Origin of the sequence: Methylobacillus arboreus, assembly GCF_020532725.1 — a bacterium.
Taxonomy (GTDB): Bacteria; Pseudomonadota; Gammaproteobacteria; order Burkholderiales; family Methylophilaceae; genus Methylobacillus; species Methylobacillus arboreus.
Genome location: NZ_JAJAVC010000003.1, coordinates 22,479 through 43,935, shown reverse-complemented (window position 1 = coordinate 43,935; position 21,457 = coordinate 22,479). Strand labels below are relative to the sequence as shown.

19 protein-coding genes are annotated in these 21,457 nt (G+C 47.2%); 7 read left to right on the top strand and 12 right to left on the bottom strand.

The features are described 5' to 3' along the window. Positions 1–172 precede the first annotated feature (172 nt). The 3 genes from LG198_RS00220 (at position 173) to LG198_RS00210 (ending at position 2,703) form a co-directional block, all read left to right on the top strand. Positions 173–829, top strand: coding sequence for a cytochrome b/b6 domain-containing protein (locus LG198_RS00220; RefSeq protein ID WP_230341170.1), 657 nt, complete (start codon positions 173–175; stop codon positions 827–829). A gap of 32 nt (positions 830–861) precedes the next feature. After that, the gene (locus LG198_RS00215; RefSeq protein ID WP_230341169.1) at positions 862–2,013 is read left to right on the top strand and encodes a DUF6607 family protein; all 1,152 of its coding nucleotides are present in this window, start codon (positions 862–864) and stop codon (positions 2,011–2,013) included. Positions 2,014–2,232: 219 nt separating this feature from the next. Then, on the top strand, positions 2,233–2,703 hold the full coding sequence (locus LG198_RS00210) for a cupin domain-containing protein (protein ID WP_230341168.1): 471 nt from the start codon (positions 2,233–2,235) through the stop codon (positions 2,701–2,703). 183 nt (positions 2,704–2,886) lie between these two features. On the opposite strand, the gene LG198_RS00205 is transcribed toward LG198_RS00210, so the two are convergent. The 11 genes from LG198_RS00205 to LG198_RS00155 form a co-directional block, all read right to left on the bottom strand. Beyond that, positions 2,887–4,299 (bottom strand): arylsulfotransferase family protein, encoded by a 1,413-nt coding sequence (locus LG198_RS00205; protein WP_230341167.1) that lies wholly within the window; start codon positions 4,297–4,299, stop codon positions 2,887–2,889. Positions 4,300–4,472: 173 nt separating this feature from the next. Beyond that, positions 4,473–5,333: a c-type cytochrome biogenesis protein CcmI gene (ccmI, locus tag LG198_RS00200; protein WP_230341166.1), complete on the bottom strand. Its 861-nt coding sequence runs from the start codon at positions 5,331–5,333 to the stop codon at positions 4,473–4,475. A 1-nt stretch (position 5,334) separates the two neighbouring features. Next, the gene (locus tag LG198_RS00195) at positions 5,335–5,793 is read right to left on the bottom strand and encodes a cytochrome c-type biogenesis protein (RefSeq protein ID WP_328484872.1); all 459 of its coding nucleotides are present in this window, start codon (positions 5,791–5,793) and stop codon (positions 5,335–5,337) included. Beyond that, entirely contained in the window at positions 5,790–6,326 is a 537-nt protein-coding gene (locus tag LG198_RS00190; RefSeq protein ID WP_230341165.1) for a DsbE family thiol:disulfide interchange protein, read from the bottom strand. Before LG198_RS00190 ends, LG198_RS00195 begins: the two co-directional genes overlap by 4 nt. Further along, positions 6,323–8,284, bottom strand: coding sequence for a heme lyase CcmF/NrfE family subunit (locus LG198_RS00185; RefSeq protein ID WP_230341164.1), 1,962 nt, complete (start codon positions 8,282–8,284; stop codon positions 6,323–6,325). The genes LG198_RS00190 and LG198_RS00185 overlap by 4 nt, the downstream gene beginning before the upstream one ends. Further along, positions 8,281–8,745 (bottom strand): cytochrome c maturation protein CcmE, encoded by a 465-nt coding sequence (ccmE, locus tag LG198_RS00180; RefSeq protein WP_230341163.1) that lies wholly within the window; start codon positions 8,743–8,745, stop codon positions 8,281–8,283. Before ccmE ends, LG198_RS00185 begins: the two co-directional genes overlap by 4 nt. 3 nt (positions 8,746–8,748) lie before the next feature. Continuing rightward, positions 8,749–8,934 carry a heme exporter protein CcmD gene (gene ccmD / locus LG198_RS00175; RefSeq protein WP_230341162.1) on the bottom strand — a complete coding sequence of 62 codons (186 nt, stop codon included), beginning with the start codon at positions 8,932–8,934 and terminating at the stop codon, positions 8,749–8,751. Next, positions 8,934–9,677, bottom strand: a complete 744-nt coding sequence (gene ccmC / locus LG198_RS00170) for a heme ABC transporter permease CcmC (RefSeq protein ID WP_230341161.1) — start codon at positions 9,675–9,677, stop codon at positions 8,934–8,936. Before ccmC ends, ccmD begins: the two co-directional genes overlap by 1 nt. A gap of 6 nt (positions 9,678–9,683) precedes the next feature. Further along, positions 9,684–10,352, bottom strand: coding sequence for a heme exporter protein CcmB (gene ccmB / locus LG198_RS00165; RefSeq protein WP_230341160.1), 669 nt, complete (start codon positions 10,350–10,352; stop codon positions 9,684–9,686). After that, positions 10,352–10,972, bottom strand: a complete 621-nt coding sequence (ccmA, locus tag LG198_RS00160) for a cytochrome c biogenesis heme-transporting ATPase CcmA (protein WP_268866751.1) — start codon at positions 10,970–10,972, stop codon at positions 10,352–10,354. The genes ccmB and ccmA overlap by 1 nt, the downstream gene beginning before the upstream one ends. Positions 10,973–11,074: 102 nt before the next feature. After that, positions 11,075–11,536 (bottom strand): c-type cytochrome, encoded by a 462-nt coding sequence (locus LG198_RS00155; RefSeq protein ID WP_230341158.1) that lies wholly within the window; start codon positions 11,534–11,536, stop codon positions 11,075–11,077. Between the two features lie 600 nt (positions 11,537–12,136). Here LG198_RS00155 and LG198_RS00150 point away from each other — a divergent pair. From LG198_RS00150 to LG198_RS00140, 3 genes are all read left to right on the top strand, one after another. After that, complete coding sequence (locus LG198_RS00150; protein WP_230341157.1) at positions 12,137–14,992, top strand: TonB-dependent receptor; 2,856 nt, start codon at positions 12,137–12,139, stop codon at positions 14,990–14,992. A gap of 302 nt (positions 14,993–15,294) precedes the next feature. Next, positions 15,295–18,258: a TonB-dependent receptor gene (locus LG198_RS00145; RefSeq protein ID WP_230341156.1), complete on the top strand. Its 2,964-nt coding sequence runs from the start codon at positions 15,295–15,297 to the stop codon at positions 18,256–18,258. Between the two features lie 76 nt (positions 18,259–18,334). Then, the gene (locus tag LG198_RS00140; protein ID WP_230341155.1) at positions 18,335–18,718 is read left to right on the top strand and encodes a hypothetical protein; all 384 of its coding nucleotides are present in this window, start codon (positions 18,335–18,337) and stop codon (positions 18,716–18,718) included. 85 nt (positions 18,719–18,803) lie between these two features. Here the strand turns inward: LG198_RS00140 and LG198_RS00135 are convergent, their stop codons facing one another. After that, a complete protein-coding gene (locus tag LG198_RS00135) occupies positions 18,804–20,294 on the bottom strand; it encodes an MBL fold metallo-hydrolase (protein WP_230341154.1) in 1,491 nt (496 codons plus the stop codon). A 431-nt stretch (positions 20,295–20,725) separates the two neighbouring features. On the opposite strand from LG198_RS00135, the gene LG198_RS00130 reads away from it, so the two are divergent. Beyond that, positions 20,726–21,451 (top strand): 2OG-Fe(II) oxygenase, encoded by a 726-nt coding sequence (locus LG198_RS00130; RefSeq protein WP_230341153.1) that lies wholly within the window; start codon positions 20,726–20,728, stop codon positions 21,449–21,451. Positions 21,452–21,457 lie beyond the last annotated feature (6 nt).

Below are 21,457 nucleotides of genomic sequence, written 5' to 3'. Positions count from 1 at the left end.
CAGAATGCACAAAAATCAACATTCTATTGTTGAATTACAAGCAGAACCCCTATCTCCAATCCTCACTTCTTTAATTAACCCATTGTATTCAATACAAGTGGCATAGGTACACTATTTGCATTTGTTTTTCTAATTTTGCCATCGCTTAATAGATGGATAAGTAGGAGTACATATGAAATCTATCAGTACCTGGGACATCCCTTTACGCGTCTTTCATTGGTCGCTTGTTACCCTTTTTGTGATCGCTATTGTGACAGTCAAAGTAGGAGGCAATGCCCTCGAATGGCATGTCTGGTCCGGGCTCGCCCTCCTGGCATTGCTCATCTTCCGGATCTTATGGGGATTTGCCGGGGGAACCTATGCCAGATTCAGCAATTTCGTCCGGGGACCAAGGGCAATACTGGGATATATCAAGGGCAAGGGCGACAAGACCATTGGGCATAACCCTCTAGGAGGCTGGTCAGTCATTGCCATGCTGGTCCTTATTCTGGCGCAAGTGGTTACCGGACTTTTCTCGAATGACGACATTTTCACTGAAGGGCCGCTTTATTCCCTAGTTGATAAGGACACGAGTGACTATCTCACCTACCTGCATACCATCAACCAGTATGTGCTTTATGTACTCATCGGGCTACATGTCGCCGCAATCATTTATTATCGGGTATTCAAACGAGAAAATCTCGTCAAAGCAATGATCACTGGACGCAAGCAAGTTCCTGCCTCATTCCCGGATACATATGCCAGTCAAGGAGGCCATATCCTTCTTGCCATCGTATTACTTGCTACCAGCGCAGGTATTGTTTGGTTTATCGCCACTTATTGGTCATAATTAGAATAATTCTTATTCCACAAATGCAAACTGTGTCCAACAAAAGCCATAAACTGTATCAACGCGCGATTGTGCTGATCCTGCTGTCTTCCTTCGGGCAAGCCCATGCAGATACTGCTTCAGATGCCAAGGACTCACACCAATATACGTTTTCCTGGCAATTCCAGGATGAATCCAGCCTGCGCCCCAGAGGCGGCACGACACGGGGCGCCCCTGTAGACTTGGTCACTGAACCCTCTGCGGAATGGATAGCATTGCAACAATCGGGCATCAGCGATTTTGAACGTGACCGGCGCGCCATCCTGGCAATGGCAGGGGAATACCGGGCCACCTTTGACTTCGTAGAAACCACAGGCTTCGTTTCAGCTTACACCCCCACACGTCCTTATCGCAGCTGGGGCACCGAAAAAGTATATGTTGTGGAAGACACGGGGAAATCGATTGTGCTGCAACATCTGCTCGTCATGTCTTTTGTGGATAAAAATGGCAAAGTGGAAGGCCCGATTGTCACCAAACACTGGAGACAGGATTGGCAATATGAAGCTTCCAAGCAATTGGTATTTAGAGGCAATAATACCTGGCAGAAAATCAATATCCCTTCCCACCAGCAACAAGGCACCTGGAAGCAGACCGTCTATCAGGTTGATGATAGCCCACGCTATTCAGGCGTGGCAAAATGGCAACATTTTGGCAACTACTCCAGTTGGAGCGATGAGGATGGATGGAGGCCTCTTCCACGGCGTGAATATAGTGTCCGGGATGACTATGACGTCTTGATTGGCAACAACCGGCATATTATTAATCCCACAGGATGGACCCATGAGCAGCAAAACCTGAAGGTCAAACTGGATCGCACAGGCCAAATTGCTGCCAATCAGCCGGTGCTTGCCCGTGAGTCAGGATTCAATCGTTATGAACGCATCCGTGGACATGACTGGAGCGCAGGCGACCGTTATTTTGAAGCAAGCAAACCTGTATGGTCTGCAGTGAAACAGGAATGGGATCGACTCATTGCCACCACTGATACATTCACCTTGCGTGGTTCGCCTGATAAGGACAACCTGTTCATTCCAATTTATCAATATGCACAGGAAGTAGCACAGTCCCCTGCGCCGCCAGCAATACCGGCAATTCAGCAAAAAGTACATGACCTCGTCAAAGCCTATCTGGCTCCGGCACCCTGATACACTATGAAGTGAGTTGGCTAGGCACCACTTCATTTCACATTATTTGTTGCCAGATCAACAAATAAAAAAACATATCCTTTAAAAATCCATACATATCAATAGCATAAAAACAGAATATGTTGGCATATTGATTGCTGTATTTTCCATTATTCAAATTGCTACACCGTCAAAAATTTCAGTGGTGTGGCCCATATGGAGAGCACAATGACAACACTCATGAAAACTTTAATTGCACTCAATATTGTTGGCCTGGTTGGGCTTGCAGCCCTGACTACCAGTGTCGGCATTGCAAGCGCTGGGGAAGAACTAGACCCAAAAGCCATCTCAATCCAGCTACCCAAGGACATCAAATGGGTAGCCAACCCCAGCGGATCAGAAACCGCAGTCCTGGTTGGCGACCCCAGCAAGCCCGGCTTATATGTCGTATTGAACAAATGGAAAGCCAATCATCACAGCAAACCCCACTCCCACCCCAACGACCGGTTCATCACCGTCATATCAGGCACATGGTGGGTGGCAACGGGCTCAGACTATAATCCGGAGCATTTCAAGCCTGTGCCAGCAGGCAGCTTCGTCACCCATTACGGCAACGAAATACATTACGATGGTGCAAAAGACGAAGATACCATTCTGCAAATTGTCGGTATTGGGCCCGCTACCTCAAAACGAGTAGAAGAGAAAAAATAAATTTCCCAGCTATGGTCAGCCCACGCTTGATTAGTGTTGAATATTGCCTGCACACCATGCGTTCGCACTTCAAGAGCAATCGGCAACATACCGGCATTTCAGGTCTGCCATTGCGCTTTCAGCTGAAGGTTTGGGGATATTGCTCTGCAAGATTGGCACGCTCATGCTGATCTTAAGCAGAACTTAGTCAGCCTGAACAGGTATATGGAACTCACTTTGCGTTGGAGGAATCACCGCTTGCTCACTATGTGGCGTGCCCACCGGCACCCAGGAATAAGGCACCGGCTGGCCGCGATACAGTTGGCTATTCACTGTAGGCTTGCCGGTGACAGTATCTGTAGCCGACCGTGGATAGGGATTGACATACTCCCAGACAATTTCCCCATCCGGCGTCACCTGGAACAGCCGGCCTTTTTGTCCTTCATTGATAAACGTATTGCCGTTTGGCAAACGGCGGGCGTTGCTGATATGGGTGCTACGGAACGACCATCCCGGAGCCCCGGAATCCTCTCCGGTATATTGCCAGACAATTTCTTTTTTAATGGGGTCGATCTCAAGTATGCGCGACCCTCCGGTCACCGATAGTTCTACCGGCGGATAACCTGCCTCTCCCTGGTTATCAAACACCAGAAGATTGCCTGCACCTGGCAACCCTTCAGGAATCAAATGTGCGTCATGCTGGCCGCTGATCTGGTCAACAGGCCGGGGCACAACTCGTGCCTGGGGGCCGCGTGCTATCCGGGGAAAGTGGGGGCCCAAAGACCACACGACTTTTCCTGTTTTTTTGTCAATAATTGCAATGAAGTTGGCATTGCGCGCATCCACCAGCAAATTGTCTGGATGAAAACGCTGGTCACCCGCCTTGAACCAACGATTTGGGCCAAGCACTTTCAAGTTATTGAAATGCAGGTAATCTGCATTCTCCGAGTTTTTTACCAGCGCCAGTTCTGCAGGGCTGAAGCCAAACTCTTGTATGTGCTCTGCCGCAATCCACTTCCAGACCACCTCGCCTGCCGGATTCACTTCATAGATGACATCATCCAGCAGTTGGGATTGTTTGAAACCAGGGACGGTATGGACCAGATTGGCAAGCAACAGGGTATTTCCATTCCCAAGCCTTGCCCAGTCATGGTGCTGCTGGGCCAGCCCACCAGGCGCTTTTTCTCCAAAAGTCCACACCGGCTTGCCATTCCAATCAAGCTCAGAGACCGTTTGGGAAATCCGGGTCCGGTTAAGTCCGGGAACCAGGCTGGTACCACGGCCATCGACCACTGATTCGGTCACGAGCACATGCCCCAACCTGCCCTGATTCAGGGATGGATCAAGCAAGGTACTGTGACCGCCGGCATCTTGCCATGTCTTGACCACATTACCGTTGAGATCAATCAACCGTGCCACATTGTCGCCGCCAGTAAACAGTACATAAGAATTGAAGGCACGGCTGGGATCATATCTTGTTGTACCTGTAGGATAGACGCTGGGGCTCGCGGTTACTTGTGGCAATTGCAGCAGTGCCAGCAAAGCCACCAGCCAAGTCGTTCTTTTCTTGAGAATCCCAGTATGAAGATACTGCGCAGACTTTTTGTGGTTTAACATCCGTGACCATCCTTAATAACTGTTGCAATCAATATTCAATGCAACCAGCAGTAAATATGCCACGAATCAATACAATTTAAGCCATTGATATTTAAATGATTAGTTATCAATAACAGACACTATCTGCTGAAAGATCAAAAGTGGTTCCACTTTAACTGCACCAAACGCATCAATTACTGCTGCTCCTGCAATCGAAGCGCCTCATCTAACGCTTCAGTAACAGAAATTGCGGCTTGAGAATCCGCTGGTAATCGTTGCAACAAGCGCTGCCATAATGCAATGGCGCGAGCATAATCCTGACGGTCAAATGCAGCTGAGGCGGCCAACATCAAGGCTTTGATCTGTTCGGGATCAATGTCCAGGGCTTTGTTTACCAATTCCTCGGGCCTGCCTGTCATGTCATGGTTGTTGATGAACGCCAGCGTGATAGCATAATCAACCAGCAACTCAGGGTCATCAGGCGCAGCAATCACTGCTCTTTCAAACGCCTGGACAGCCTCATCATAGCGCTGCAATTTGGCGTTGGCCCGGGCCAGCAATGCCCACCCTGCAGCGTCTTGGGGATCTAGCTCAAGCTGCTGCTTGAGTGAGCGCAATATCTGTTCAATATTTTCAGGAACATCCTCACCGCTTGCCAATTGGCTGGATGGAGGCTGCTTCAATTCATTGATTGCCGTCGGATAGCCGGTTTGCAGATAAAAAAGCACCGCCCCAAGCGGAATGACAATAGCCAATACCCAAGGTACCACTCTATCGGGGAGGGCTTGCGAACCTGTCCTCCTATCCGCTTTATCAATCTCGGCTTCTTGTAACAAGCGTTGTTCCAATTCGCTCTTGGCCTGCTGATACTGCTGAAGATCAAGCAATCCATTGGATTTATCCTGCTCCAGCTCGTCAAACTGCTGGCGATAAATTTCGACGGTGGATTTTGTACGGCTAACAAGTGCATTTTGAGTAGGCCACAACAACGGCTTGATCAGTGAAATCACTGTGATCAAGATCAATGAAGCCGCAATAATCCAGAAAATCAGCACGTTATTTCTCCTGCTTCAACAATTCAGACAGCCTCTGGGAATCAGCAGGGGACAAAGACTCAGCAGTCACTGGCCGCTCGCGGCGCCGTACAATCAGGACAACTGATAAAGCTGCGATAAACAATAGGACGAATGGCCCGAGCCATAACAACGCTGTAGTGGCCTTGAATGGGGGCCGGTAAAGAACGAAATCACCGTAGCGGGCCACCAGGTACTGGACAATTTCCTGATCGCTCATATTCTGCGCTGCCATTTCCCGAATCTGGTTTCTCAGGTCTCCGGCAAGAGGCGCATCGGAATCGGCCAAGGTTTGATTTTGGCACACCACGCAGCGCAACTCTTCTGCCAACCGGGAAACCTGCGCCTCTACTTTTGGATCAGCAGCTAGAGGCACCGCATCTTGCGCTGATAATGATGTGCAAGACAGCAGCAATACATAAAAAACGACGCAATATTTCACTCGGCCTTCAACTCCATCAGCAGTGGAAGTATTTTTTCGGCGATGATCTGCTCGGTAAAGGGGCCTATTTGCTTGTAACGTATATCGCCTTTTTTATCGATGACGTATGTTTCCGGCAGACCATACACGCCATAATCAATGCCAACCCGTCCATCAGCATCCGACACTGTCACGACATAAGGATCGCCACCGCCTTGTTCAAGCCAGATTAACGCCTTTTCCCGCTGGTCCTTGTAGTTCATTCCTACGATGGGTACCAGTTGGCTCGCCGCCAATTTAAGCAGCAATGGGTGCTCTTCCCTGCAAGGCGCGCACCAGGAAGCCCATACATTGAACAGCCATACCTGCCCTTGCATCTGGGATGAGGAGAACAAGGTCTCCGGATCATCCAGCCGGGGCAGATTGAATGCCGGCGCTGGCTTGCCGACCAATGGAGACGGCACTTCGCTCGGGTCGCGGTGCAGGCCCACCGCAAGGAAAATAACCACAAGCAAAAAAATCACCAAGGGAATAATGATCAATAGTCGTTTCATGCGGCGACTCCATCCACTTGATGCCCTTTGCGTTTGATGCGATACCGTTTGTCGCTCAATGCCAGACCACCTCCAATCGCCATCAGTAAGCAACCGCCCCATATCCAGTTCACCATGGGCTTGTAATATATCCGCACGCTCCAACTGCCGTCGCCAAGCGGCTCCCCCAGCGAAGCGTATTGATCGCTCCATATTCCGGCAGAAATCCCTGCTTCTGTCATCGGCATGTTCTGTACCGTATACAGGCGCTTTTGAGGATGTATCGTCGCCAGCTCACGCTCATTTTTGTTAACACGGAAATTGCCCTGGGTTGCAGTGTAATTGGGCCCTTGTACCTTTGTGACGCCATCAAAGACAAAATCATATCCAGATAAATGCGCGACATCCCCTGGGTGCATGCGTACAGCTGTCTCGGTTTCAAAACCTTTGACAATGGTCACCCCAAGAATGAATACCCCGATCCCCACATGCGCGAGCCACATTCCCCACCATGCAAATGTCAAACGCTTGAAACGCTCTATCAAGGGCACCCCAGCCAATCTCAGCCGTAACCAAAGGCTTTGCAAAGAAGATGCAAACACCCAGAAAGCCAGGAATATTCCCAACCCGATCATTGGCGTCCAACGTCCCAACAATAGGGGCAGCAATCCAGCAACCAGCAGGCTCACCACGAATGCCCAACGCAGCCTTACGACCAACTCTGGCAACTCGGCTTTTTTCCACCTAGCAAGGGGCCCAATCCCCATCAAGAAGACAGCAGGCGCCATCAATGGCGCAAACACTGCATCGAAGTAGGGAGGCCCAACCGATATCTTGCCCAGATTCAAGGTATCCAGCACCAATGGATATAGCGTACCGAGCATGACTGATGCAGCGGCCACCACCAGCAATACGTTATTCGAAAGCAGGAAACTCTCTCTTGAAAGCGCACTGAAACCGCCGCCGCGAACAATGCTGGAGGCACGCCACGCAAATAGCGCCAGCGAGCCTCCAATGACAATGACGAGAAATGCCAGGATGAACAAGCCGCGCTCAGGATCTGTTGCAAACGCATGTACAGAGGTCAATACCCCGGAGCGCACGAGGAACGTTCCTAGCAAACTCAATGAGAACGCAGTAATCGCAAGCAATACTGTCCATGCCTTGAAAGTACCCCGCTTCTCAGTCACCGCCAGTGAATGCAAAAGCGCAGTGCCGACCAGCCAAGGCATGAAGGATGCATTTTCAACCGCATCCCAGAACCACCATCCGCCCCAGCCAAGTTCATAATAGGCCCAATTGCTCCCGGCCATAATGCCTATGGTCAGGAAGAGCCAAGCCAGGATGGTCCATGGCCGCGACCAACGCGCCCAGGTTGCATCCAGTTCGCCGCTCAGCAATGCTGCGATTGCAAACGCAAAGGCAACAGAGAACCCGACATAGCCCATATAAAGCATGGGAGGATGAAACACCATGCCAGGATCCTGCAACAAAGGATTAAGGTCCCGACCATCCAGCGCCGCTGGGATCAAGCGTTCAAAGGGATTGGAAACTGTGAGCAGAAACAGGAGAAACCCAATGCTGATCAGCCCCATCACCCCAATAATCCGTGCTCGCGTCAGCGCAGGCAGGCCTTTTGAGAAAAAGGTAACAGCCAATGTCCATACGTTCAGAATGAATGCCCATAGCAACAGTGACCCCTCATGCCCTCCCCAGAGCGCAGCAACCCGATAATGCAACGGCAACTGGGAGTTCGAGTTCGAGGCTACATACAGCACGGAGTAATCCTTGACCGCAAACGTGTACGCAAGGCATATCATGGATAATGCGACTAGAACAAACTGCAATCGCGCTGCAGGGATTGCCAGCCCAATCCAGATTGGCTTTAACAGCGTTGCGCCCGCAATCGGCATAACCCCCTGAACAATGGCAACAAATAAGGCTAATACGAGAGCAAAGTGCCCAATTTCAGGAATCACGAATTGCTCCCGTCCGGTTGAACTGCAGGTGACTGTGTAACCTTCGCGCGCTTCAAAGCTTCAGCAGCTTCGGGCGGCATGTAGTTCTCATCATGTTTGGCGAGCACATTGCTGGCGACAAAGCGACCCTGGCTATCCAGCGCGCCTTGTGCAACGACGCCCTTTCCCTCCTTGAAGAGGTCGGGCAGGATACCTGTATAGGTAACCGGCACCACATTCACTGTGTCTGTTACAGCAAACTGAACCGTCAGGCCATCATCCTGCCGCTTGAGGCTTCCCTCCAACACCATGCCGCCAATCCGGAAACTGGTTTCCTTTGGTACTTCACCATTCACAATTTGAGTGGGCGTATAGAAAAAAACAATATTGCTTTGAAATGCGTTCAATACCAGCCCTATCGCCACGGCAACCAGCGCCACCGCTCCCAGGATCAACCCTAGTCGCTTATACCTTAATTTCATTTTTTAACGCTCCACCCTTCGCTTAGCCCATGCATCTGCCTGCTTGATTTGTTTGATTGCCTTGCTTTTACGCAACCTCAGTGCGGCAACCTCCCAAATCAAGGCCAGAATGGTCAAACCAAACGAACTCCAAACATACACGGCATAACCTCCCATAGAAAGGAAGTCTGCAAATGAATTCCATTGCATCAGGATTTCACCTCTTTCAAATCATTCACCCAAGCTGCGTGCCGCTCCCGCTCGAGAATGATGCAACGCACACGGAACAGGGCAACAGCGACACTGTATGCCCAGCTTGCCAAGGTCATCACCAACATGCCGATGAGCATCGTTACCGCCATTTTTGGTGCTGATGCCACATTAATCGACGCTCCTTGATGCAGTGTATTCCACCATTGCACTGAGAAATAAATAATAGGTACATTGAGCGCCCCGACAATCGCAATAATCGCCGCCGCACGATCAGCACGCTGGGGATTATCAATGGATGCATGCAACGCGATAAAACCAACGTAGAGAAACAGCAAAATAAGCTCGGAAGTCAATCTCGCATCCCACACCCACCATGTGCCCCATGTAGGCTTGCCCCAGAAGGACCCGGTAATCAATGCCAATGCCGTAAACAATGCGCCCGTAGGCGCCAACGCCAATGCCATCATCGCAGACAACCTCGTATTGAATACCAGTCCAATCGCAGCCCAGAATGCCATCGCCAGATAGATCACCATCGACATCCAGGCAGCCGGCACGTGAATAAAAATAATCCGATAAGCCTCACCTTGCTGAAAATCCGTAGGTGCAATAAAAAAACCAATATAAAGGCCAGCAATGGCCAGGAAGAATGCAATCCAACCCAGCACGGGAATCCACTTGCCACTCAAGTGGAAAAAGGTTTGCGGTGCAGCATATTTGAACCAGTTAATTCCAGTCATCGCTCACTATTCCATTACAATCTTCAGGGCCGCAGCAATAGCCCAAGGCGCCAAAACAAAAGACAACAAAAAACAAGCTCCCAATAGTGAAAAATGCGCCTGGACACCCAGCCCGGCCTGCGAGGCGACCACTGCCCCAGCGCCAAAGATAAGCACCGGGATATAAAGAGGCAGCACCAATACAGACAATAAAACCCCTCCCCCACGCGCTCCCAAAGTCAGTGCCGCCCCAATCCCTCCTAACAGGCTCAGCGTCGGTGTTCCCAACAATAAGCTTCCAGCCAAAACTATTAATCCATGGGAATCCAATCCGTAGAGCATTCCTAATAGTGGGGATAACAACACAATAGGCAGGGTGGCCGTCAACCAGTGCGCAGCCACTTTAGCGAGGACAATGAGGCTCAAAGGCTGCGGTGCGATCATAATTTGCTCCAGCGCCCCATCTACATAATCCAATGCGAACACCCTGGGAAGAGATAGCAAGCATGCCAATAACACCGACACCCAAAGCACACCTGGAGCGAATCCTCTCAAGACCACCGGATCTGGATTCACCGCCAGCGGAAATAAACTGGCCACAATAATAAAAAACATCACCCCTGTAGCAGCTTCAGCAGGTTTACGCCATGCCAGGCGCAAATCGCGTTGCAATACAGCGAAAAAAATAGCCATCATTACGCGATCTTAAGCCGATGTACGCGCTCTGCAGGAATGGCAACCTCTTGATGCGTCGTCAGCACTGTCATTCCACCATCTTGCAAATGTTGCAGAATCCGGCCTTTCAAAATTTCAACAGAAGCCGCATCCAATGCGACAAAAGGCTCATCCAATAACCATACTCGCGCCCGACTCAACCATAACCTTGCCAGTGTGACTCTACGCCGCTGACCCTGTGACAGCCCTCCAACCCGTTCATTCAGATAAGGCTGAAGGTTCACGGCATTTAAGGCTTGTGCAATCCGCTCTGGCTGCACACTTCCCTCAGTCAACCTGACTGCGAAACTCAAATTCTCTGCGACACTGAGATCATCTTTCAATCCATTCAAGTGGCTGAGGAATAACAAGCTCTGTCGATACTGCACACCGTGCCCACGTATATCCGCCCCATCCCATAGCACCTCACCATCTTCGGGAGTCAGCAAGCCTGCCAGGATACGCAATAAACTGCTCTTGCCAGCGCCATTCTCACCAGTCACGTAAAGCAAATCACCTGGACTCAGTGTAAAAGCCAAGTCTGTGAACAACATCCTGCTCCCTCGAATAGAACTAAGATAGTTCACCTGCAAATGGCTCATATATATCAATCAAATTGCAAATTGTTTAGCATTAGAAAAGACAAGGCCGGCTTAATTAACCGGCCCCGATCAGATGAATCTAAGGAGTCGTTATCTAAATTACTACCTTGCTTCCTTCAAACGGAAATCATCATGACAACCCTTGCAGGTTTTACCGATTTCACCAACTTGCGCTTTTAAGGAATTCAAATCCTTTGCAGATGTAGACAGTTTGGAAACTTCAGCCAGGAACTTATCAGTAGCCTCTTTATATTTGGCTTGATCAGTCCAAATTTTTGCGTCTGACCTGTGCAATGCACCTTTATCAGTACCTGGACCAAATGAACCGAAAGGCAGGGGGGCTAACAATTCCACCAGATTTGCAGTCTTCACAGCAAAAGCCTGATCATAGGGGCGCTCCCCTTTTGCAATCGCTCCCAAAGCATTGAAATTGCGCCCAATCACGTTAAAAACGGATTGACGATAGCGAATCTCTTCTTCAGGTTTAGGATCCGCCGCATAGGCTCCTTGCACACTTCCCGCAAGTACTACTGCCAAAATAAATTTATACAATACTTTCTTCACTTTAGATTCCTTTATATTTTTTGATTGAAAAGCTTAAATCCAGCTACCTTTCATGAGGGAATATTCTCTTAAATTTGGATAGCCATCTTTACTAGGTAAAAAGCCTATCTACCAACCACTTCAACCCTAGCAGTGACGCCTGACGCAATATCCGTACCACCATTTAAAATCAGTCACTTATAAAAAACCACAACATCCAGAACACTCGCGATGATCAACGCCAAACACTTGGTGTTTAAAATAAAACATTTTCCTTGTTAACCGCTACACACTATTGGCCTGATAAAAGACTTTAAGCTTAATATTTAAATGAGAATAGAAATCAATATTTTTATATTCTGCTGTTTAAAATAGGTCATCAACAAAGTGATTTTTTACATGTTAGATGTTTTGTAAACAACACTCAATTATTCAAATAAGACAATAAATTTAATTCTTATTTTCCAAATAAAAAATTTCATATTCCAATAATAGCAAGGCTTTAATAGCCAAATAAGAAATATTTCAAGCTATACAAATAACAACAAATTATAAATTGGCATATTCCTTGCCATAGTTACGGCACCAATTTTTTATAGATTCTTCAGGGAGTAAAAAATAATGAGTTTGCCGTATCACCACAACAGACCAAGATTGCCAGCATCGTTCCGGCTTTCGAAAATAGTGACTGCTGTTGGGGCAACAATCACCTTCATGGGCTTTCAGCCCGTATATGCGGCAGATGAACCCAGCCTATCCGAACTACAAGCAGAAATTGCAAGGCTTAAGCAAGCGCTGGAAAAAAGCCAGCAAGAGCTAGCCGCACAAAAAACAGGACAGCCACCGGCATCAACAGAACCTCAAGCTCCCCAAGCTCAGCAGGTAGCGCAAGAGCAAGTCGAGCAAGAAGAAGAGCAAGCAGAATTGGGCAGGATCGTGGTCCGCAGTCGCAATAAACTGGAAGCACTGCAGGACGTGCCAATTTCCATCTCGGTTGTCAGTGGACAAGAACTTGACCGCTTTCAAGCCCGAGACCTCGGCTCCATTACACAACGACTGGGAAATATCGCTTGGAACCAAGGCAATGCGCGCACCAGCAGCATTTCCATTCGCGGCCTGGGCCAGCAGGCCCAAACCGACGCAATGGACCCCAGTGTTGGCGTAACCGTAGATGACATATCTTTTGGTTACAATCCATTGTCCAGCTTTGACTTTTATGATGTGGAAGCTGTCGAAGTTGCCCGTGGCCCGCAAGGCACATTGAGGGGGAAAAATGCCAGCATAGGGGCTCTTACCATCACCTCAAGACGCCCTACATTTGAATCCCAACAAAGTTATGCGTTAACACTTGGTGATAATAACCGTGTCATCGGAAATGCGGCCATTGGCGGCACTGTAGTTGAAGATGTCCTAGCATGGCGAGGCGCATTTATGGTGGATAAAGGGGAAGGATGGTATCCCAACGACTATAACCGCGACTTTCGCTTCATGAATAAGGACAATGTTTCCGGCAGGGTGCAGTTTTTACTCACGCCCACCGAGAATTTCAATGCCTTAGTCAAACTGGAGCTGACGCCTAAGCACGAAGAATATTACAATGGATGGACCTTTAAAACGCCGACCCCTTCAACATATAGCGATGGAACAGCCACCCGACTAAATACCGATCCATCTACACGTTTGGCAAGAGACTATTTCCTTCGGCGCGGTGATTTTAATTATGGAGACTGGTTAGAAAAAGGTGTCAACATGGACAACCAGCGGCCATTGGTCACCTCCACTTGGGGCACCTCGGCAGTGCTGAACTGGAATATTGGTGATTTCACCCTCACGTCCATTACGGGTTACAAGAACTTCAGTTTCCAAGCCCGTAACGACGAAGGCACACCCTTTGATATCAGTAAAAATGGCGGCGGGCTGGTAAACCGCCATGATCAACTCAGCCAGGAATTCAGATTGAGCTCCAGCATCGAAGGCCTGGTTGATTACCAGGCTGGGTTGTATTACACCACATGGCGCAATGACTACAGCTCAAACGTTGGTTTTGGCTCTGATGCTGGTGCCTGGTTCGCTAACCCAAACCAATATGGCAGGCTATATGCTTCCTCGGCCGGCAGGGAATTGATGCAGGACTCATTGAGCGGACTGGAACATGACACCGCTCAAGACATCCATACCAAGAGTACCGCTGTGTATGGTCAAGCCAACTGGCATGTCAGCGAGCCACTCACTGTGACTACAGGACTCAGACTAACCCTGGAGGATAGATCCAATAGTTCTGGAAAGAACATAAAAAACCAAGGCTTTGGTTCAGAGCTCAACCCTTACGAGGTTAATGGAATAGCTCTTGGTGGTTTTAATTCTACAACATCAGGCACTCTATTCGAAGAAGATGTAATCAATGGAATTCCAGACCAAATGGCATTTGCAGATGCAAGCCATATTGGCTATGTGAACCTAGCAGATCCGGCTCAGGCAGCATTGGCAAACGCTACAGCCCAAAGATATTTTGGTGTAGATTATGGCCAGTTGACTGGATCCCAGGCTCAGTTGATTGCTGATGCAAAATCCATTCGTCAAAGTAATCTTGGTATTGTCTATAACAAAACCAAAGCTGAAACCTTCAGAAAACTGCAACCAACCCTGTTATTGAGCCCAAGCTACCGGTTCCATGATAACCTCACCGGCTATCTAACTTTGCAATATGGTGAAAAAGCAGGCGTTGCCCAAGTAGTGAATGGTTTTGATAATCAGGTTAAGCCCGAGAAAACTATTTCATATGAGGCGGGCATTAAATCCGTGCTGTTGGATAACACGCTGACATTCAATGCCAATCTGTTCTTGACCGACATCAAGGATTATCAGCAGAGAGTGCTGATCGAGGATGCATATACAACCCAACGTAATGATGATGGGCAACAATACTATACAGAAGCCACTGGCAATGCAGCAAAAGTACGATCCTATGGAGTTGAAATTGACGGCTTCTATACCGGTATCCAGCATACGACATTGCGTTTTGCAGGAGCTTACAACAATGCCAAATACCGGGATTTCAAAAACAGCGCTCTCCCTCCTGAAATCAACAATCAATTACCACAATACAGTGCAGCTCAAGGAGGGTCGCCATTCCGTGACGTATCGGGTGAAAATCTACCAGGGGCCTCGAAATTTAGCTTAAATCTTGGGGCAGACTTCCACTATCCCGTCTTTTCAAATGCAGAGCTCCACAGCAGCCTCAATGTTGCATACAGAAGCCGTTTCAACTCAGATGTAACACTTTCTGACTATGGCTGGGTTGATGCCCACACCCGGGTAGATTTCGCTATTGGTCTTGGTAGACGTGATCGAAAGTTTGATGTCACCTTGCTTGTGAAGAATCTGTTTGACAATGACACATCGCTGACTCGCACATGGAATACCTATGTACCGGCTATTCCTCGTTGGATTGGCGTTATGTTCACTAGCGACCTCTAATTTGTAATGAAATAATCTAATTGCTTTTAGATCAATTAACGGACTCTTTCGGGAGTCCGTTTTTATTTCACCATTAGAACTAAATGTTTATTTTTTAACAACCAAATATACCAATTACTGCTTTTAATTAATCACTAATAAAAGGATAACCCTGTTTATTCTTCATTTATTTTTCATCCAATAAATATAACCACCTGTATTTTAATAACAATTAAACCCGGATAGTTATCGCAAAAATATTGGCATGATTTCTGCTGTTGTCTATATGCATTTTTAATATAACAATCAGGGATAAAATTTAAATGAAGAATAAAATAACGGCACTATCTCATTTTCATTCGTATCATCTCACCCTTCGTTTTATATTTTTAACTCTCAGAAATTTCATTTTAGCGATTAGCGCTATTTTTATTTTAAGCCTTAGCAATCTATATGCAGCTGATGAAAGCTCTCTATCCGAACTTCAAGCGGAAAATGCACGTATACAGGCAGAAAATGCAAGGTTGAAAGAGGAGTTGGAAAAAAGCCGCCAAGAGCTTGCCACTCAAAGGGGAGAGACTGCTGCCCCGGTCAACGCTACCGCTCCCACGTCGGCTCCAGAACAGGTTGCTCAGGAAGAAAATGCGGAACTAGGTAGAATTGTAGTGCGGGCACAGAGTCAACTGGAACTTGTTCAGGACGTCCCGCAATCCATCTCAGTAATTTCTGGCGCAGAACTTGATCGCGAATTGGGTTTTGATCTTGGCGCTATCACAAGGCGTGCAGCTGGCATCCAGTTCAACCAAAACAACACGCGAGGCGCTTCTCTGTCCATTCGTGGTCTTGGTAAACGCGCCTTTACAGAAACACAGGACCCCAGCGTAGGCCTGGTAGTCGATGGTGTTCCATATGGCCTGACACAATTAGGCAATTTCGACTTCTATGATATAGACAGTGTGGAAGTCTCACGCGGACCACAAGGTACTCTGGGCGGTCTAAATTATAGTGCTGGTGGTGTTGCCATCAGAACCAAACGTCCGTCATTTACACCTTCAGCTGATTATCAATTGGTGTATGGTATACGTGACACAGTCATTGCAAAAGCCAATTTGGGCGGCGCAATTGTAGACGATGTATTGGCCTGGCGCGGTTCCTTCATTGCAGATCGTGGCCGTGGTTTCTATGATAGCGACTATGACTCGAACTACAGCTTTTATAACCGTAACCGCTTGGCCGGACGGGCGCAATTCCTGCTGACTCCTACCGAGAACCTCTCTGCCCGCTTCAGTTTCGATCTTGAACCCGAGGCGCCACAGGTAGAGAACGGCTTGACTGTCAGAAAAGATCAACCCTATCGCTTTGCCAATGGCGCGCTAACTGATCCGAATGGAACACAACCTCGTGCCAAGTTAGCTGGCTTTTACAACAGCGCAGGTACCGTTTTTACCCCTGGACGAGCATGGTTTGAGAATCGCACTTATAGCGCTAATGGCAGAATTAATGACCCATATACATACAATGATTATATCAATAACAACAGACTATTGCAGAACGAGAATCAAGGCCAGACTGTCTCCAACAGAGGCGCTTCAGCAGAGATCAATTACTTAATTCCTGGTCACACATTGACATCCATTACCGGCTGGAGAAGCTATACCTTCGATGCCCACAATGACGAAGGTACTCCATTCGATATAAGCAAGAACGGCGGTGGTGGTGTTGACTATCGGCAATATACCCAGGAGTTCAAGATTGTTTCCGACCCGGGAGAAAAGATCGATTACACCGCCGGGTACTTTGGTATGAAGACGGAGGACTCGATTACCTCCAAAGCTGGCTTTGGTGCTGACGCTGGCGCCTGGTTTGCTACTGATCCTCAGTATGCGGCTCTGGAAAGAAATGCTGGAATTAACCGCGGTTCAGGTTTGGCCCTACTCAGAGACTCGCTGAATGATGTTTACACCATAGGAGATACAAGAGTAGATACGACTCATAATGCAATTTATGGTCAAATCAACTGGCATTTGACCGAAAAACTCGATTTGCTCACTGGCCTGCGTATTACGCATGAAGACCGCACCACACAAGACACAAGAATTTTATCTGCCAGTGGTTCAGGCTCGGAACTAAACCCGGTATCGGTTCGTGGTGTCAATTTAGGTGGCTTTGCTTCAGAAAATTTCAATCAAAAAGTGCTAACGATCCCAGGTGATCCTACTAGTGAAATTGATATTAGTGGTCAACTAACTGGAGCTAATTCCACTGAGCAATTGCAATTAGCAGATAGCGTTGCAAATAAATTTTTTGGTGTAACAGTAGATCCGGCCAACCCTGGAGCAGCATACAATGGCTTAGACCCTGAGCAACAAAGGCAAATCGCCGCAGCAAAAGCAATCCGCGCCAACTCTATCGGGCAGCTTAACAATGGTGTAAAGAGCACTTATCGTGATGTGTTGGTCACAGCAGTTGTCACTCCCACTTATAAAGTTAATGATAATTTTTCGGCCTACACATCTTTTCAATATGGCGAAAAATCCGGTTCGGCACTTAATGTCAATTTTGTATCGGCAAACGTAAGGCCTGAAAAAACCAATGCCTATGAGATTGGTTTCAAGTCGAACTGGCTAAACGACACACTGAACCTCAATGCCAACCTTTTCTACATGGATATTCGTGACTACCAGGCTGCAATCCGCGCGGTTGATGAGTTCGCAACACAAACTAATATTGACAATAATATTGACAATCCTATTGTTTATGCCACAGTACAGGGAAACATTAAGCGAGCAAAATCTCAAGGCCTGGAACTGGATGCATTTTACTCCGGCATTCCCTACACCACAGTCAGGTTTGCCGGTGCATATACAGATGCAAAATACATAGATTTCAAGAATGCGGCATACCCGGATGAGCTCAACTATCTTCAGTCTACCCAAGGGCCTTTCACGGATCAAAGCGGACAAACGCTTCCTGGTGTCTCCAAGTGGACATTCAACGTAGGTGCTGAATATTCCCGCCCGGTATGGGGAAGTAGAGTCTTCCATGCGAGTTTCAACACAAACTATCAGAGTAAATATAACAACACTGATACAAACTCCAGCTATGGATGGATAGATCCACTAGCTCGTACTGATATATCAATTGGTCTGCAGCTCAGTAAACAGTTTGATCTCAGCCTGGTTGGACGAAATATATTTAATGATCGCTCGCATGAAGAAGGTTGGTTAAGTTACTCTCCATACCCCTACCCTCGCTGGATAGGCATAAGCTTTAGCGGAAAAATGTAAAACAGATTTTTCTCTTATGGACCTTGGTAATATACTTCCAAGGTCCTTCTTCTTAATATTTATATTGGATTTAACTATGCTTGTTAGAAATCATCATATCGGTAGTTTTATGAACATCCTCTGCAAACTCGTTGCTATTTCGGCTATATCTGTTTACAGCTTTAATCATATTGCCGAAGCCGGTACCTTGGCAGATGGAAAATGGGCATCAGCCAAATGCGGCCCTCGCCCAATCGCGCCTGCCTTAGACTTAAATAATGAAGATGCCTATAACAAAAGTGTAAGCGCTGTGAATGCCTATCGGGAACAAGTAAAACCGTACCTGGATTGTATAGTAGAAGAAGCTAATGCCGATATACAAGCAATTAACAACCAAGCGAGGAATGAGCAATTAGCCATACAGGAAGCTAACAATCAAATTGTGGAAGATGCAAAAACTGCCAGTGAAAAATTCAAATAATTTCAAACCGCGTATTATGGTAAAACGAGCACATAAAAAAGGCCCTTTAAGGGCCTTTTTCATAATCTTGAGAGAGAACTAAAGGTTAGTTACTTGCACTCTGGGACTTTCCAACAAATGCTTCCAGATCGCCCAAATTAACTACACCAGGACCATGCAAGGCCGCAATCTTGTCTACATCTAGCTTCAAACGCTTGATATTGTCATACAAGTTCACTGAGTATGGGTTAATACTCGCTGGAGCCGGAACACCAGCCGCCAATGGTGTGTAAGCATCGGCTTCCACAAGTATCTTTTCTGCAGGTAGATACACCAAGACAAATGCATCATTGTGACCGCTATTCTTGATGGCATGTACCTCAATCGTACGTTGACCATCTGTCAGCACATGCTTATCGGAGAATGCAGAAAATTTAGCCGGCTTGTTTGATTGCGCTAAGCGATCAGGACTGATTGTATGTTTGTTTGCCCAGACTTTTTCGTAATATGGCTTATTATCCTGATGGGTAACGATAGTAGCGCCCTCTGCAGCGAAAGTGCGCACACCACCAGAATGATCAAAATGATGATGAGTGTTGACCAAGTAACGTATAGGCTTATTGGGTACTAGCTCCTTGGCCTTGGCAATTACTGCCTCTGACCGCGCCTCATTCAGAGGGCCTTCTACAATAACCAAATGATCCTTCTGGTCAATTAACACACTATGATGCGTACCGCCTCTGAGGTAGTAAACTCCAGGTGCGAGCTCTTCTGAAGTTACAGTAATAGCCGGAGCATTGCTGGCCTCTGCAGGCACGTCAATCTGCACATTAGGGTTTGCCGTTACAGACGAGACCTTGAGGTCAAGCACCGGATAGCCGCCCTGCTTACGTGTAATATGCGTTGGGAAAGAAATTCCGTTGAAATCTTTATAATCAGAATAGGCGTAATCAATTTCCGTATCGCCCAACACAGGGTTATCAATCCACGTTTGCACGCGCTCTACTTGGTTCTTTGCATTGATCGTGCCTACGTAACGATTTTTACCCACGCTGAAGGTCACCTTGGAGCCGCCCTTATATGACTCCGAAACAGCATTATGGGCTGCCGCAGCTTTCAGAAACCCTTGTGGCGTTGCCCAGATTTCGGCCGTGCGTTCCTCGATCTGTAGTGGCTGTGGTTGTACTGTAGGCGCATTGCCCCCAGGTGGAGTCGCCAGATTCCAAGCCACCTTACCGCTCACATATTGATCCGGTTTCTGCTCGACGGGGGCAGGCCTGACACGGCCTGATTCCACAACTTGCTTACGCGTAATTTGAACTCTAGCAGCGGACTGGTCGTAATTAATGGCAGCGTTATAGCTGCTAACATCAAATGGCGGCCATGGAGACTTGGGATTGGGTGCTTGGCCAAACTGATACCAGCGCCCAGTACCAGTGAATGCAATGGATTGAATTTTGCTGGCACCAAGCGCATCACTCGCTTCCTGCAGCGTACCCGCAGCCAAGCAATAGGTTGGAATCAGGCCCAATGAAAAAAGTACGGTTGGCAGTGCTATTGCATTTTTCCAGTTAATCGAGTGGAAATAAGCTGACATATTGTCTCCCTTGAAGGTTATTTAAAAATCACGCTTAATTAACCTTGGATATTCAGCAAATTACACACCAGATATAGCACTTTGTTTTTTTCAAAACGCCTTCTACATAAAAAATACAAGGCATTGATATATTTATGTTTTTAAAGAGTATAAAGAAGCCAAGAACTCATCTTCGCATTCTTGAATCACATAACATGTTGCAAATGAAACCAGCCACAAACAGTACTGTTGTATTCACATCACTTTTTTGCCAAGCGCAATTCCTGTTGACCTAAATGAGTTCACATTTAGATTCGCATGTACATTTAATTGCCAAGCAAAACACCTGAGCAAAGCTAAAGCACGCTAGTTTTTTCCAGGAATTGAGTCAGCATTGATCCGAGCAGGCATTTCTTTTCTTTTATGGAACCTTTTGTAGATGAAATTCAAAGATGGAAGTGCTACTAGATGGGTGTAAGAACGAAACTTGCTTAGACTTATTAATATCGGCATTTTATTTTTACAATACATTAAAATTATTTCTGCTTATCAGTATTCAATATATGGAAACCTCACAAAGCACTATTAGCTATTCACCAGCCAATGTCGTTTACGATCAAGATTTCGTTGTAGTCTACCAAGCACTGGATAAAGAGCTATGCCGTTCCGTCGTCGATCTTTTCGATCAAGATGAAAGCAAATGGCGAGGGAAAATAGCCGGGGCAGCTGGAAATGGTTCCTATGAAGAGGAAACCAAGAGCTCTTGGGATTTGGAAATACTCAATAAAGGTATTTGGCAGGATATTTTTCAGGCCATTCATCTAAAGATTGAAGCCTGCATGTCTCACTACCTATCAAAAAGTCCAGTTTTACAGTCATTCGATTTGCAGGTCACTGGATATAAAATTCAAATGTATCCGAAAAATGAAGGCTATTTTCGTTGGCACGCTGACTCAGTGGGAAAGCATAACGGGAATAGGGTAGTAGCTATGGTTTTGTATTTGAATGATGTGGGGAAAGGCGGAGAAACCGAGTTTTTCCATCAAGGGATAAAGATTTCTCCCAAAGCGGGCTATCTTGTGTTATTCCCAACAGGATGGAATTACATGCATTGCGGACATATGCCAGAATCCAACGCCAAGTACATTATTCAGACTTTTATCGCAGTCAAGGACTGATCGATA